The 14,554-nt window shown below is 32.6% G+C and carries 15 protein-coding genes and 2 pseudogenes; 11 read left to right on the forward strand and 6 right to left on the reverse strand.

Annotated elements, in window-relative coordinates; translation table 11 throughout:
- Position 1: 1 nt before the first annotated feature.
- The gene (locus CALHY_RS12680) at positions 2–484 is read right to left on the reverse strand and encodes a MarR family transcriptional regulator (protein ID WP_013404336.1); all 483 of its coding nucleotides are present in this window, start codon (positions 482–484) and stop codon (positions 2–4) included.
- Between the two features lie 242 nt (positions 485–726).
- Here CALHY_RS12680 and CALHY_RS12685 point away from each other — a divergent pair, with 242 nt between their 5' ends.
- From CALHY_RS12685 to CALHY_RS12730, 10 genes are all read left to right on the forward strand, one after another.
- Positions 727–1,464, forward strand: a complete 738-nt coding sequence (locus CALHY_RS12685) for a DUF554 domain-containing protein (RefSeq protein ID WP_013404337.1) — start codon at positions 727–729, stop codon at positions 1,462–1,464.
- 726 nt (positions 1,465–2,190) lie between these two features.
- A complete protein-coding gene (locus tag CALHY_RS12690) occupies positions 2,191–3,156 on the forward strand; it encodes an ABC transporter ATP-binding protein (protein WP_013404338.1) in 966 nt (321 codons plus the stop codon).
- Positions 3,140–4,285, forward strand: a complete 1,146-nt coding sequence (locus CALHY_RS12695; RefSeq protein ID WP_013404339.1) for an ABC transporter permease — start codon at positions 3,140–3,142, stop codon at positions 4,283–4,285. Before CALHY_RS12690 ends, CALHY_RS12695 begins: the two co-directional genes overlap by 17 nt.
- Complete coding sequence (locus CALHY_RS12700; protein ID WP_013404340.1) at positions 4,267–5,379, forward strand: ABC transporter permease; 1,113 nt, start codon at positions 4,267–4,269, stop codon at positions 5,377–5,379. The genes CALHY_RS12695 and CALHY_RS12700 overlap by 19 nt, the downstream gene beginning before the upstream one ends.
- 185 nt (positions 5,380–5,564) lie before the next feature.
- A complete protein-coding gene (locus CALHY_RS12705) occupies positions 5,565–6,683 on the forward strand; it encodes a sensor histidine kinase (protein ID WP_013404341.1) in 1,119 nt (372 codons plus the stop codon).
- Positions 6,670–7,305, forward strand: a complete 636-nt coding sequence (locus CALHY_RS12710; RefSeq protein WP_013404342.1) for a response regulator — start codon at positions 6,670–6,672, stop codon at positions 7,303–7,305. Before CALHY_RS12705 ends, CALHY_RS12710 begins: the two co-directional genes overlap by 14 nt.
- A gap of 130 nt (positions 7,306–7,435) precedes the next feature.
- Positions 7,436–8,107, forward strand: coding sequence for a response regulator transcription factor (locus tag CALHY_RS12715; protein WP_013404343.1), 672 nt, complete (start codon positions 7,436–7,438; stop codon positions 8,105–8,107).
- An 11-nt stretch (positions 8,108–8,118) separates the two neighbouring features.
- Positions 8,119–9,129 carry a sensor histidine kinase gene (locus CALHY_RS12720; protein WP_013404344.1) on the forward strand — a complete coding sequence of 337 codons (1,011 nt, stop codon included), beginning with the start codon at positions 8,119–8,121 and terminating at the stop codon, positions 9,127–9,129.
- A gap of 138 nt (positions 9,130–9,267) precedes the next feature.
- Entirely contained in the window at positions 9,268–10,041 is a 774-nt protein-coding gene (locus tag CALHY_RS12725; RefSeq protein ID WP_013404345.1) for an ABC transporter ATP-binding protein, read from the forward strand.
- Entirely contained in the window at positions 10,034–12,004 is a 1,971-nt protein-coding gene (locus CALHY_RS12730; protein ID WP_013404346.1) for an ABC transporter permease, read from the forward strand. Before CALHY_RS12725 ends, CALHY_RS12730 begins: the two co-directional genes overlap by 8 nt.
- Positions 12,005–12,386: 382 nt before the next feature.
- Here CALHY_RS12730 and CALHY_RS14050 read toward each other — a convergent pair.
- The 3 genes and pseudogenes from CALHY_RS14050 to CALHY_RS13965 all read right to left on the reverse strand — a co-directional run.
- Positions 12,387–12,521: pseudogene (locus CALHY_RS14050) on the reverse strand (AraC family transcriptional regulator); the annotation flags it as partial.
- 74 nt (positions 12,522–12,595) lie between these two features.
- Positions 12,596–12,769, reverse strand: a complete 174-nt coding sequence (locus CALHY_RS13765) for a hypothetical protein (protein WP_011916090.1) — start codon at positions 12,767–12,769, stop codon at positions 12,596–12,598.
- Positions 12,770–12,774: 5 nt separating this feature from the next.
- On the reverse strand, positions 12,775–13,053 hold the full coding sequence (locus CALHY_RS13965) for a PIN domain-containing protein (protein WP_238524542.1): 279 nt from the start codon (positions 13,051–13,053) through the stop codon (positions 12,775–12,777).
- A 376-nt stretch (positions 13,054–13,429) separates the two neighbouring features.
- Here CALHY_RS13965 and CALHY_RS12745 point away from each other — a divergent pair, with 376 nt between their 5' ends.
- Entirely contained in the window at positions 13,430–13,738 is a 309-nt protein-coding gene (locus tag CALHY_RS12745) for a response regulator transcription factor (protein WP_013404347.1), read from the forward strand.
- A gap of 221 nt (positions 13,739–13,959) precedes the next feature.
- Here the strand turns inward: CALHY_RS12745 and CALHY_RS13770 are convergent, their stop codons facing one another.
- Both CALHY_RS13770 and CALHY_RS12750 read right to left on the reverse strand, forming a co-directional pair.
- On the reverse strand, positions 13,960–14,106 hold the full coding sequence (locus CALHY_RS13770) for a hypothetical protein (protein WP_015908939.1): 147 nt from the start codon (positions 14,104–14,106) through the stop codon (positions 13,960–13,962).
- A 197-nt stretch (positions 14,107–14,303) separates the two neighbouring features.
- Positions 14,304–14,486: pseudogene (locus CALHY_RS12750) on the reverse strand (hypothetical protein); the annotation flags it as partial.
- Positions 14,487–14,554 lie beyond the last annotated feature (68 nt).

Here is a 14,554-nt window from a genome sequence, read left to right on the forward strand (position 1 = left end):
TTTACTGCTGCCCTCCTTTTTTCCCCAAACAACATCCTATCATTTTCAGCACAAGCTTTTTTAACCTCTTGAGCAAGTACCACAGCTCTTCAATTTCGTCTTCAGAAAGCATAGAAAGGTTTTTCTCCAAATTCTGGTTTACCCACTGAGTGTGAAGACTTAAAAGAACTTTGCCTTTTTTAGTTGTCTGCACTATTGAAATTCTTCTGTCAGACTCATCTTTAAGCCTTTCCACATATCCTTCTGCGATAAGCTTATCTATAATAGGTGTAAGGTTTGGCGCTGAAATGTTAAGCCTTTTTGCAAGTTCAGACATGTTCATTGGTCCAAAAACGTCTGTGATATGCAAAATGTGAATAAAGCGTGGTGGCAGTCCATATTTTTCTGAAAACTCATCTTTTTTTAAAATGTTTTTTGTTATCATTGGAAAAAGAGACAGCATGTTTTCTGCAATCTGGTTTATCATCTCTTTTGAAATATTCATATTTTCTCCACCCTTCTAAAATAATTTGATAATCCTGAAAAAAAGTAATATAATATTTTAAAAATTTGCCTTTTCAACTTGCCGTGAGTTCTAAGTTTGTTATTGAAACATAAATAATAAGAATTCTAAAAGGCCACAATCTAAAATCTAAAAGCATTCAAAATAATTATTTTTATATAACAATTATACTACTATAACCAGTTTTAAGTCAAAAATATTACATATAAAGGAGAGTTTAAAATATGACGGGGCTTGGAACTATAGTAAATGCACTTGCTGTGATTGTAGGCTCTATCTTTGGACTTATTTTAAAATTTGGAATACCAGAAAGGTTTAAAACCACAATTATGCAGGCAATTTCTCTTTCTGTCATCTTTATTGGAATTTCTGGAGTATTGCAAGGAATTTTTAAAGTGCTATCAACTGGTAAAATAGACAGGCAGTTTATAATGCTCATGATTTTTTCTCTTGTGATTGGTGGGCTTGTGGGAGAGATTTTGAGAATTGAAGACTTTTTAGAAAAGCTCGGCGATAAAATTAAAAAGTCTGTTTCGAAAGTCATAAAATCAGAAAATTCTGCATTTACAGAAGGTTTTGTCACAGCAAGTCTTGTATTCTGTGTTGGAGCTATGGCTATTGTAGGAAGCCTTGAAGACGGGCTAAACCATAACTTTAGCATTCTTTTTGCAAAATCTATTTTGGACGGTGTAACTTCCATAATATTTTCAGCAACACTGGGAATTGGCGTTATGTTCTCAAGCGTTGCAGTGCTTTTCTATCAAGGAAGCATAACACTTTTGGCAGGCCTGATAAAACCATTTTTGACAGACACAGTAGTTTTGCAAATGTCAATGGTAGGTTCTGTTTTGATATTTGCAATAGGTCTTAATATGCTTGGAGTGTCAAAAATTAAAGTGGGCAATCTTCTCCCTGCAATATTTGTGCCTGCTGTCTGGTATGTGGTTAATTTGCTAATTTGAATTTTTTAAACTTTTTGAAACTGGCATGTCTTTACTAATTATTTTTTAGAAATTTCTCAGGAAGCTGAAGACTTTAGAGAAACTCTTTTAGAAATTTTTAAGATAAGGCTGGAAAGACTGAAAGATTCATAAGTACTAAATCTTTATTTTTAAACTTGAAGAATTTACTTAGAAAATTAAAAAAAGTTATCATCTTGACCGATTAAAAAAACATATTCTTAATATAACACGAGAAAAGGGGTATAATTGATAATAGGAAAGTCTTTTTTCTCAAGTAAGTTTTGTCGGTAACCGGCATCCGACTAATAAAATGCCGGCTCGTAAGTTCTCAAAAAAGAGCCCTCATTGTAGAGGGCTCTTATTCTATATATTCTAAAAAAGGGGAAATAATGCCTGAAACCTCAACTCCACTTTTTATCCAAACTCCTCAACAAAGAAAGGGGCGGAGGCAAAGGATAGAGTTCCTTTGCGCTTTTGCCGCCCCTTCCAAAATCTATTCTAAAAGGAGGAGTCTCTTTTTTGCATCATCTGATCTTTTCTCATTTTCCTTTCTATATAATATTTAACCCAAAATTTTTTAAAAAAGTATAAAGAAATGTTTAAAAATTTGTAAACAATCTTTTAACAAAAACATGACAAATGTCACTACAAAAATTTTCTTCAATAGTATATTCTAATATTGAAAGAAAAATCCTATTTAAATATTTAAGAAGGTGATGAAAAGTTATGATTGCACTTGAAGTCAAAAACCTTGTAAAAAGATACGCAAATGTCTTGGCTCTTGACAATCTGTCACTGACAGTCAAAGAAGGCGAAGTCTTTGGACTTTTAGGACCAAATGGCGCAGGAAAAACCACTTTTATAAACTGCATACTGGGACTCACAAACATTGACAGAGGCGAAATTTATATATTCGGAAAACCTTTAAACAAAGCTTTAAAAAAATTAAAATCCCAGATTGGAATTGTTCCGCAGGAAATTGCTCTCTACAACAACTTAACTGTGTATGAGAATTTGAGCTTTTTTGGTTCGCTCTATAACCTCTCAGGGAAGCTTTTGAAAGAGAGAATAGAGTTTGCTTTAGAGTTTGTTCAGATGCAGGATAGCATCAAAAAACAGGTCAAAAACCTATCTGGCGGGATGAAAAGAAGAGTAAACATTGCAGCAGCTCTTATCAACAACCCCAAACTTCTTATAATGGATGAGCCAACTGTTGGAATTGACATATACTCAAGAAAGCTAATTTTGGACTCTGTTCAGAAACTCTCTGAAAGCGGCATTACAATAATTTACACAACCCACTACATCGAAGAAGTTGACAGAATCTGTTCATCTGTTGCGTTCATAAATAAAGGAACAATCATCGAATATGGCTCAAAAGAATTTTTATTAAAAAAACTGTCAGATACAAATATTATCAGGATAAAATTGAGCAAGATTTTAGATGAGGTTCTGATAAAAATCAAAAACTTAGATGGAGTTGAAAGTGTAGCTTTTGCCGGAAATGAGCTTACAGTTTCTGTTGAAAAGTCAAAAAATCTTATAAAAGAGATTGTCGAAACTTTGTCTCAGGATGGATGTGAAATACTTTCCATATCTTATGAAAAGCCCACAATGGAAAAGCTCTACTTTGCAGTGATGGGCTATACCATAGATGAAAAAGGAGAGATTGTCCATGAGAGCAGCAGTTAAAGCCTTTTTATATACTTTAAAAGAAAATGCTATGAGTATTCCTCTTCTTTCTATAATGCTAATTTTCCCAATCATCTTGATTTTCATCCTTGGAAATGCACTATCTGGATATTTTAAGCAAGCCAACATTCCAAAAATGAATATAATCATTGTTGAAGAAAATTTAAAACCAAGCATTTATGATACCGTTTTGAAATATGATAAAACTTTTTTAAAATTATTCAATGCAGAAATTTTTTCTTCCAAGTCAGCTGCACTGAAAAAGTTTTCATCCTCTAATAAATACATTGCTGTTGTGACATTCAAAGAGTATCAAAGGAATAACCATTCAAATTATAGCCCTTTTGGAAATTTTGACATTGAAATTACCTCAAAAGAAGGTTCACAGGAAGCTGGATTTTTGAAAGTGTATTTTAACATATTTTCAAACTACTATAAACTCGCAAGAAGTATTTACTCACCTTCTGACATACCAAAATCGATAGACTTTGAATCTGCATTTTCGAGTCACTTCCCAAGAGCTCTTGATTATTATGCTGTTGCAATGGTTGTTATGATGGCACTGTATGGAAGCTTTGGCGGCATTGCTGTTATTGAAGAAGAAAGAAAGCAGAACACTTTAATCAGACTTTTTGCATCACCAAGAAATCCGCAAATCATATTTGTTTCAAAAGCATTTGCCCAGATGGTATTTTTGTATATTCAGCTTTGCCTAATAGTTCTTTTTTCAAAATATATTTACCGTGCTAACTGGGGTGAAAACCTTTGGCCTATATTTTTGCTTCTTTTTATCTACAGCATATTTGCCATACTATTGGGAATTTTTATTGCTCTTTTCTCTAAAAGCTATATACTTTCAAATGTTATAGTTAGCTCATTTGCTGTAATATCTACCTTTCTGGCAGGAGGATATGTAAGAATTGATATCAGTACAAAATTTTTAAGTTCTGTAAGAGACATTCTGCCAAACTATGCTGTACAGTCTGCATTTTTTACCATAATCTACAACCCAAGTGAAATAGCATATGTCAAAAATATTTTTGTATATCTTACTCTTCTTTGTTTAATTATTGCTCTTATTTGCATACTTTTAATGAGGAAGGTGAAACTATGGCAGTTTTCAAGATAAATATAAAACGCCTTTTGAAAGACAAATTCAATCTATTTTTGATGATTATACTTCCTTCAATTGCAGTTGCTCTTTCAACCTTTTTTACATTAAGCGTTGAATCTCCTTATAAAATTGGAATTATTACAGACAAAGAAAAAAGCAAGGTTGTAAAACTAATTGAAAAAGAGCTCAAAAAATGTTTTGATGTTAAAACCTTTGACCCTACCAAATCAATTGTAAGCCAGATGGTTCAAAGCGGTATTGACTGTGTTGTTGTTTTAAATAACAAGTCAGTTGATGATATTATTAATGAAAAACAGAAAAATATAAAAATATATACATTTGGAAAGTCTGAAACTCATGTTATTTTAAAGGAATATCTAAACAGTGTACTCAAAATATTTATTTCTCAAAAGCGAATACACAACTCTTATTTTTTAGAACCTTCAATGTATATTTTGGAGCATTCTCCATTTGTATTAAATAAAATTTTGCATCAGCAGTCAAAATCTCTTTCAATTGCTTTTGCCTCAGGATTTTTTATAATGTCTCTGTTCTGGCTTGCATTAAATGCTTCTAACATAATATTAAAAGACTACCAGGAAAGAGTTATTCTGCGAATTTTGTGTTCGCCAATTTCAAAGCAAAGCTATATTCTGCAGTCTATCTTGAGCATATTTTCCATTACATTTTTACAGCTAATCTTTTTTGTGCTGCTATGTTCGTATGCATTTAGACTTACTTTTGGAACTAACATACTTATTGTTATTTCAGTTCTCTCCATTTGTAGCTTTATGTTTGTTGCTTTTGCTGTAATGTTTATAAGCATAGTTAATGACATGAGAAAACTTGCAAGTTTGAATTCAATGGTCGTAACAATAATGTGCATGCTTGGTGGCTGCTACTGGCCGCTCAGCATTATGCCAAAGTTTCTTCAAAAGATTGCATTGTTTTTCCCAACAACATACGCAGTAAATCTAACAAAGAATGTGCTAACTGGCAAATCCATAGAAAGTATGATGGTTGACATTGCGTTAGTGGCAGCATTTTGTCTGTTTTTTACACTTGCGGGCATAAAGCAGCTTTCTAAAAATGTAATGTCAAAGCTGTGAATTTGTAAAAAGGCACCTTATTCAGGTGCTTTTACTTTTTTTGAATATTATGTACTCCCCACACCTGAGTTCAAACTCTTCCGGAAAGACAAAAGTTGACAAATCAATCTCAGTAATAATTTTGGGTTTTTTTGAACAATATGATAAAATAAATTTTAGCAATAACAACTTTGCGGGAAAAGAAAATGCTTTCATTCATTATAAGCGCCTATACTCTTTGGAGTTTATATGAGGATGGCAAGCTTTCCAAAATAGCAATTTTGTTTTTACTTCTATTTTTGTCATTAGAATTCTTAAAAACTGAATATCTAAAATCCATATACCATACAGCAGCGGCAGTCTTTGCAGAGCTGATTATAATATTCTTTGCTATTTTTCTCTGCGGATGGGAATTCTCTTTTTTAATACCAACTGCAGTGTGTACATTTTTGCACCATAGAAACAAGTTATCAATTTACTCAATTGCCTCTATACTCTTTATTAGCCTTTTTCTTATCCCTTCAAAGATGGTAAGGGAATATGTTTTTGTCTGCGTTTTTGTTTTCTCTTTAAAATTAGTCACACAGATGCTGAAGACAACAAAGCACGAATACTTAGAAAAAATTGACCACTTAAGACTTTTAAACCTGCAACTAAGCAAGCTAAAAACACAGCTTTTAGAGTCCCAACAGACAATAGAACGTCTTGCTGCACAAAACAAGCAGATGAAAATAGCAACTTCTTTGCACGACACAGTTGGGCACAACTTGGCAGCGCTGAATATCCAGCTCAATGCCATAAAGAGCTTGCTGGAGAAAAAAGGAGTACTTGAAGATGCTCAAATAAGCCAAATCATATCTTCATGCTTGCAGCAGACTCAAACATCTTACGAAAGTTTGAGAAAGTTTGTCTATTCAATGAAAAACTCTTTTGAAACCAAAGAAAAGTACTTATCTCAATTGATAGAAAATTTTAACTTCTGCAACATAACATTAAACCGCAGCGGAGACATTGAAAACATTCCATCACACGTATTTGAAAATCTAATGGCAATCCTCAAAGAAGCTCTTTTAAACGTGGCAAAACACTCAAATGCTACACAAGTAGCTGTATCTTTGGAATCAAAACCAGCATATGTACGTCTTGCTGTGCATGACAATGGCAAGAAAAAAGGAGAAATAAAAGAGGGCGTGGGGCTCATGAGCATAAAACTTCGAGCAAAGTCTATGGGCGCAACAGTCAACATTGACAACCATGCTGGATTTTCAATAGTGGTATTTGTCCCATTAAAAAGCAGGAGGGAAGATTACTTTGAAAAAACCTAAGGTCTTAATTGTTGATGATAACCCTGCCGTTTTGGACGGTCTTAAAATCATCATTGAGCTTGAAAATTTTGAGGTTGTAAGCCTTTGCACTAATGCAAAAGAGGCAATAGAGTTTCTCAAGATGTGGCATGCTGACGTTGTTCTTATGGATATTAGAATGCCTGTTATGGATGGTATTGAAGGAATTTTTAATATAAAAACCAAATTTCCAAATGTCAAAGTGATAATATTAACAACATTTTGTGAAGAAGATTACATAGAAAAGAGCCTGAGCTTTGGCGCAGATGGGTACATCCTCAAAAGCTCTGATGCAAAGCATATTGTGAATTCTATTTTGTCTGTGCTTGACGGTAAGGTTGTTATGGACAAAGAAATTGCTTTATACATTTCAGATGTATTGAAAAGGACCAGTAAGCAGTTACTTGAAAAAACACAAAACCTTACTGAAAGAGAGCTTGAAATTGCAAAGCTCATATCACAAGGATACTCAAATAAGGAAATCGCAAGGATGCTTTTCATCTCTGAAGGTACAGTAAGAAACTACATAACATCCATTCTTCAAAAGTTAAATCTTAAAAATAGAACCCAAATTGCAGTATACTATCTTACCAAATTTTCTTAATCTCAAAAGTGTTAGACAGGAACATTTGTTAATCAATTGTTACTCAAAAGCATGCTTGAATAAATGGTCATAAAAAAATATAATCTGTCTGTACCCAGTTTATGTAGACTTTTTGTCGGAGTGATTTTTAATGTATAAGATAATGATTATCGAAGACGATATATCTATTGCTGAAACTATAAAAAACCACTTGTCCAAATGGGATTTTGATGTATCTTATGTTACAGATTTTAAAAGTATCATTGAGTGCTTTATTCAATTTGAGCCACATCTCGTGTTAATTGATATAATATTGCCTTTTTACAACGGGTTTTACTGGTGTAACGAAATACGCAAAATATCAAAAGTTCCTATTATGTTTATATCTTCTGCAAGCGATAATATGAATATCATAATGGCTATCAATATGGGTGGAGATGATTTTATTGAAAAACCTTTTGATTTGAACGTCCTTACAGCAAAAGTCCATGCCCTGATAAGGAGAACTTACTCATTTGTCTCAAATATAAACCTTATTGAGCATAAGGGAGTTATTTTAAATCTCAATAATACCACTCTACTTTACCAAAATAAAAAAATTGAGTTAACAAAAAATGAATACAAAATTTTGCAATTGCTTATGGAAAATGCCGGAAGAGTGGTATCTCGTGAAGAAATTATGCAACACCTTTGGCAAAGTGACAGCTTTATTGACGATAATACTCTTACAGTAAATATAACAAGGCTTCGCAAAAAGTTAGCCGAGTTAGGTCTCGAAAATTTCATTAAAACCAAAAAAGGCATTGGATATATTATAGAATGAGGGGAAAAAATATGAAGGATCACATAAACATTATAGGAGCATATTTAAAACGGAATATGTTGCTTATCATTTATCTGTTGGTTTCAAGCTGTATATTTTTTTCTATTTCATTCCTTTATTCTCTTCCTTTAGAACCCACAGTTTATAGCTTAGTACTAACATATATTTTTGCATTTATCATTGGAATTACTGACTTTTTCTCATTTTATAAACAACATATAACACTTGAAAAACTAAAACGAAACATTACGATTGCGGATTTTTCTTTTCCAATTGCAAAGGATTTGATTGAAAAAGATTATCAAGAACTAATTAAAATCATTAATGAAAGCAAAATTGAAATTTTAACTAATAATGAGAAAGTCTATAGAGATATGATTGATTATTACACAGCATGGGCACATCAAATTAAAACACCCATAGCTGCTATAAAGCTGGTTTTACAAGCAGAACAATCAAAAATTAGCAGTGAACTTTTAGAACAACTATTCAAGGTAGAGCAGTATGTTGAAATGGTTCTTCAATATCTTCGTATGGAAAATATGAGCAATGACTTACTACTAAAGAAATATTCACTTGACCATATTGTAAAACAAGCGCTGCGAAAATACTCTCTAATTTTTATACGTAAAAAGATAAAACTCAATTACAAAGAATTAAACTGCCATGTGTTAACTGACGAAAAATGGCTAACATTTGTTATTGAACAAATACTTTCAAATGCGCTTAAATATACAAACCCCGGTGGTCAAATCTCTATTTATATGGAAAACAATTTGCCAAATACATTGGTTATTGAAGATACAGGCATAGGTATTGCAAAAGAGGATTTGCCCCGTGTTTTTGAAAAAGGCTTTACAGGATATAACGGTCGCTTGGACAAAAAATCTACAGGTATTGGACTTTACCTTTGCAAGCGGATTTTAGATAAACTATCACACAAAATTATAATCGAATCAGAAATTGGAAAGGGTACAAAAGTAAAAATCAACTTTGATACTGTTGATATAGCACCAGATTAGTTTATATAGTTAAAACCTTACTAAAATGTAAGATTGAGAAGAGAAAATGTAAGCCAAAAATAAGGCAAGCATTTTCTCTTTTTTGTTATAATGGACAAGAATAAAAAAGTCAATTTTGCACTCGGAGGGAAGTAAAATATGACACATGTTCTTTTAGAAGTGAATAGTTTAAAGAAAATCTACACAACAAGATTTGGTGGAAATCCTGTTCAGGCACTTGCAAGTGTATCTTTTTCAGTAGAGCAAGGAGAATATATAGCTATTATGGGCGAATCTGGTTCAGGTAAAACAACACTGTTAAACATCATTGCAGGCTTTGATAAACCTACAAGCGGTAAAGTCCTGCTAAATGGTAAAGAAATTACCTCAATGAATGAAAAAGAAATCTCAGCCTTCAGACGAAATAACATAGGCTTTGTGTTTCAAGATTACAATCTTCTTGACACATTTTCTATACAAGACAACATCCTGTTACCTCTTGTATTAGCAGGAAGACCATATACAGAAATGTATGAGAGGTTAAAACCTGTTGCTGAAAAACTTAGAATTTCTGATATTCTCTCAAAATATCCTTATGAGGTGTCAGGCGGACAAAAACAAAGAGCTGCAATTGCCCGTGCACTTATTACAAAACCCCAGCTTATTCTTGCCGATGAACCAACTGGTGCTCTTGACTCACATTCATCCGAAGAATTATTAAGACTATTTGCCGAGATAAATAATGAAGGTCAAACAATTCTTGTAGTCACACACAGCATAAAAGTTGCAAGCTATGCAAAAAGAGTTTTGTTTATAAAAGACGGAGAGATTTTTCATCAAATTTATAAAGGTTCAATGTCAAATGATGAAATGTATCAGAAAATCTCCGATACGCTTACCATAATTGCAACAGGAGGTATCCGGAATGCTTAAATCTTTTTATATAAAATTTGCAGCCAACAACATAAAAAGAAATACCCAAGCATATATCCCATATATTTTGACCTGTATTGGAGCAGTTATGATGTTTTACAACATGTGTTTTTTGTCTAATACAGAAGATATCGGACATTTGAGCGATAGCCAAGCGCTGAGGAGTATTTTGCGATTTGGAGCAGGAGTAATTGGTATTTTTTCTGTTATATTTATTTTTTATGTAAACAGCTTTTTGATAAAGAGGCGTAAAAAAGAATTGGGACTTTTCAATATTCTTGGAATGGAAAAAAGGCATATAGCAAGGATTATGTTTTTTGAAACGGTAATCATAGGACTGATATGTATTGCATCTGGTATTTTATCAGGAATAATTTTAAGCAAACTTATGACACTTCTACTTTTTAAAATTGTAAGTTTTAAAGTTGTGTTTGGTTTTGAAATATCACCGTCATCCATTTTGGTCACAACTCTTTTATTCAGCGGAATTTTTATATTAAACCTTATATATAACATCTTCTCGGTACATCTATCAAAACCCATTGAATTATTAAAAGCAAGCAATGTAGGTGAAAAAGAACCAAAAACAAAATGGCTTTTGACTATCATTGGTATAGTTTGCCTTGGTATTGGATATTACATTGCACTTACAACTGAAAAGCCTTTAGCAGCGATGAACATCTTTTTTGTTGCAGTTATCTTAGTAATGATAGCGACATATTGTTTGTTTACCGCTGGAAGTATAGCATTTTTAAAGACTCTTCGGAAAAACAAAAACTATTACTATAGACCTCATCATTTTATATGGATTTCTAACATGATATACAGGATGAAACAAAATGCAGTTGGACTTGCAAACATATGTATACTTTCAACCGCAGTAATTGTTGTACTTTCAACCACAATTTCCCTATATACTGGAGTTGAAGATATTTTAAAAACTCGCTACCCACAAGAAATAATCATTACATCAGACAATATTAACTTGGAAAATGTAAAAAAAATTGATAATACGATAATGAAGCAATTGCGAAAATTTAATATAGTTCCTAAAAACGTGGTTAAATACAAGTATTTAGAGCTTGCTTTAATTCAAGATAAAACTCATTTCAGAACAAAAAAACAAAATTTTTTTGATAAGAACTCAGCCATTGCCTTTGTAGTGCCTCTTGAGGACTACAATAATATTGAAAAGAAAGTTATCAAATTATCTGATAATGAAGTTCTTCTGTATACTAATAACGTTAATATCTCTGAGAACATTATCAATTTCAATGGTTTCAAACTCTCAATTAAAAAACGATTAACTTCAAACTCTCTAACTAATAGCCTTACACCAGCCATTAGTTGCTTTTGGATAATAGTCAAAGACATAGAAACAATGAAGAAAATCTTCTGTTCACTAAATAGCAATAAAAACGACATGGTACAATTTTCATATTATTATGGTCTTGATTTTGATGGTAATAAGGATAATCTCATGGACATTTACACAGCACTAAAAAATAGCTTAAATAAAATAGTAAATAATGCAACAATTGAAGTTCGTGAAATGGCAAGAGAAGGTTTTTACTCTATCCATGGCGGGTTATTATTCATCGGCTTGTTTCTTGGACTTTTGTTTATTATGGCAACAGTGCTTATAATTTATTATAAACAAATTGAAGAAGGCTTTGATGATAGGCATCGCTATGAAATTTTACAGAAAGTGGGTATGACACGTCAGGAGATTAAAAAGTCAATACAAAGCCAAGTACTTTCAATTTTCTTTTTGCCTTTATTCTTAGCAATAGTTCATATAGCCTTTGCTTTTAAAATAATAGTCAAAATGTTACAGGTATTCAACCTTACAAATATACCTTTGTTTGCTCTTTGCACATCTGCTGTTATACTTGTGTTTGCTATATTTTATACTGGCGTGTATGCCCTTACAGCAAAAACCTATTATAAAATTGTAAGTTAGTTTATTCAATTTTTTGTTGCCTTCTGCAGCAAAGGATAGATATTTTAAAAGCTGCGGAGGGTTTTTTTATTTTTGTGTAAGTATTGCCTAACTTAAAACTTAAATATTGTATATTGTTTATGTCCTGAAATGTTCAAATTGCTGAGGATAAAAAATTTTTAAAGCAAGTATGACACAAACCCTTGTATTTGTAGTTGTGGGAATTGGCATTAGTGCTTTTCTTCACGGCTACATCCCAACAGGTGCACTTGCAAAAATTGCTGGGAAGAACAATCCCTTTACTGTGGTATTTGTAACTTTACTTGGAATACTCCTTTACTCATTAAAGAGGTCAATGACTACAAAAAAATCCATTTTTTCTAAATTCTAAAGCGCTCATGTCTTAGTGTTTGTGAAACACCCTCGCAAAGGTTGAACATGAGTAAAAGACTACCTTAAGAGCTATCTCAGTAGTCACTGGCTTGTCGGTTGAAAGAAGCAGGCTGCATGCGTGCTGAATCCTCACCTCAATCAAAAAGCCGGGTTTCTAAAAAACAAAAAAGCCACAGATAGTTTGCAGAAAAAATTATTTGTGGTTTACCTGTTATGAAATTATTGAATAATTTCCTTCTTTTTTTTCTTTTTCAGTTCCTCTAATTCTCTCTCTACTTTTTTTGCCGTTTCTTCAAAATACCTAATCAATTCTTCTGGAGTCATGCCTTTTGTTTCTTCGTAGATCTCCTCCTGTATCCTGTGCAGTTCTTTCATCGCGCTTGTTTCAAACATATTTGTCACTCCTCTTCCTCTAACATCATAAGTGGTGACACCAGTTGAATTTCTCTATAACCCATAAGTTTGTTTATTGCGTTTACGCCTTGAATTGTCCTATATCTAACTATATGCTTAAAATTCCATGATACCAAAATATCACATTCGTTAATGCTTGCTACTGCAATATGGACTGCGTCGTCGAAAAACCTTGACGGAATTATACATTCATTCACATACTTCTGCGCAAGTTCCAAAACTTGTTGGTTAATCTCAATTCTCGTGAATTCTATCTGGGACATATACTCTAAATAGCCTGCTTCTTTTTGGTTCCTTGCACTTATTTAATTCAGTTATTACTGCACTTGAAATTTATATATTGTATTTTCCTTGTTTAAGCTCCTCCCAAAATTTTCTTGTTATCTGCATATACTCAGGATTATCATGGTGGTCTAAGTGACTTATAACTGAGGTGTCAAGGTATACTCGTAGCCTCCTCAATGTTACAAATTTTCTCCTTTCTTACACTAACACCTCTTCCCCGCCTCTGATTTAATTATACCATAAGCCAGCGTGTTCTAGAATATATCTTCATTATTATAAAAAATTTTAGTAAAATAAAAGCATTGGTAGAAAACATTCAAGTATTTGAACTTTGAAGGTAGAGGGAAGATTACTTTGAAAAAACCTACGGTCTTAATTGTGGATGATAACCCTGCCGTCTTGGACGGTCTTAAAATCATCCTTGAGCTTGAAAATTTTGAGGTTGTAAGCCTTTGCACTAATGCAAAAGAGGCAATAGAGTTTCTCAAGATGTGGCATGCTGACGTTGTTCTTATGGATAAAGTATACTCAAATAAGGAAATCGCAAGGATGCTTTTCATCTCTGAAGGTACAGTAAGAAACTACATAACATCCATTCTTCAAAAGTTAAATCTTAAAAATAGAACCCAAATCGCAGTATACTATCTTACTAAATTTTCTTAATCTCAAAAGTGTTAGACAGGAACATTTGTTAATCAATTGTTACTCAAAAGTATGCGTGAATAAGTGCTTATAAAAAACAAATTGAAAAAACTCATTTGCGATATAACCATAGTTTTTGTTTTTTGCCTATTTTTGTGTTTGCCAGAGTAAAGGTGTTATCCAAAAATGTTACTTTCGAAGGTGTAAAATAGAGTTTTTTCTTGTAGCAATATTTTAATGCATTAATGCAAAATATCGTAAATTAGTCTGCCAACAAATTCTCCAATTTTAAAGGCTAAAAGAGATAATAATCCAAAACCAATAAAAATCAACGATGCCCTTATTATAGGTGGGAATTTCTCCAATTTTGCAATCATCTGTTTTAGCATTTACCAACACCCCAGTTCCATATCGGAGATGATTAATGGCATTTTTTTAATAATTATATCACAGCAATTTTTATTGCAAAATGTAAAATTAATAAAAATATTAATTGCAAATCAAAGTGTGCAGAAAGAGAAATAAAAGTATGATTTAGGTTATTGCATATGCCTTTGTTAAAGGTAAAAACTGAACTACAAGTTCAAATACAGTTTGGTTTAACTTTTGCTCCTAACAAGAGCGATGTTACAAACTCGCCTGCTGTGATGTAGTCTATTTTGTTTATCGCTGTTTTAACTGCCTGTGTGATTGTCCCAGCCTGTGCTACTGGGAAGGCAAAGGTCAAAAGCAGGCTCAGAATTACAATAAAGCTTACAAACTTTTTCATGGTCAATCACTCCTTTTTTGTTTTTTTAAACCTCTCATTATTGTTATACCACGCTTTTAGAAAAACAG

This window comes from Caldicellulosiruptor hydrothermalis 108, assembly GCF_000166355.1.
In the GTDB taxonomy this organism is placed as follows: Bacteria; Bacillota; Thermoanaerobacteria; order Caldicellulosiruptorales; family Caldicellulosiruptoraceae; genus Caldicellulosiruptor; species Caldicellulosiruptor hydrothermalis.

Bases quoted from the DNA above. Each gene is read 5' to 3' on its own strand.
- CALHY_RS12680 (WP_013404336.1), bottom strand. From the start codon at position 484: ATGAATATTTCAAAAGAGATGATAAACCAGATTGCAGAAAACATGCTG.
- CALHY_RS12685 (WP_013404337.1), top strand. From the start codon at position 727: ATGACGGGGCTTGGAACTATAGTAAATGCACTTGCTGTGATTGTAGGC.
- CALHY_RS12690 (WP_013404338.1), top strand. From the start codon at position 2,191: ATGATTGCACTTGAAGTCAAAAACCTTGTAAAAAGATACGCAAATGTC.
- CALHY_RS12695 (WP_013404339.1), top strand. From the start codon at position 3,140: ATGAGAGCAGCAGTTAAAGCCTTTTTATATACTTTAAAAGAAAATGCT.
- CALHY_RS12700 (WP_013404340.1), top strand. From the start codon at position 4,267: ATGGCAGTTTTCAAGATAAATATAAAACGCCTTTTGAAAGACAAATTC.
- CALHY_RS12705 (WP_013404341.1), top strand. From the start codon at position 5,565: ATGCTTTCATTCATTATAAGCGCCTATACTCTTTGGAGTTTATATGAG.
- CALHY_RS12715 (WP_013404343.1), top strand. From the start codon at position 7,436: ATGTATAAGATAATGATTATCGAAGACGATATATCTATTGCTGAAACT.
- CALHY_RS12720 (WP_013404344.1), top strand. From the start codon at position 8,119: ATGAAGGATCACATAAACATTATAGGAGCATATTTAAAACGGAATATG.
- CALHY_RS12725 (WP_013404345.1), top strand. From the start codon at position 9,268: ATGACACATGTTCTTTTAGAAGTGAATAGTTTAAAGAAAATCTACACA.
- CALHY_RS12730 (WP_013404346.1), top strand. From the start codon at position 10,034: ATGCTTAAATCTTTTTATATAAAATTTGCAGCCAACAACATAAAAAGA.
- CALHY_RS13765 (WP_011916090.1), bottom strand. From the start codon at position 12,769: ATGTTTGAAACAAGCGCGATGAAAGAACTGCACAGGATACAGGAGGAG.
- CALHY_RS13965 (WP_238524542.1), bottom strand. From the start codon at position 13,053: ATGTCCCAGATAGAATTCACGAGAATTGAGATTAACCAACAAGTTTTG.
- CALHY_RS13770 (WP_015908939.1), bottom strand. From the start codon at position 14,106: ATGCTAAAACAGATGATTGCAAAATTGGAGAAATTCCCACCTATAATA.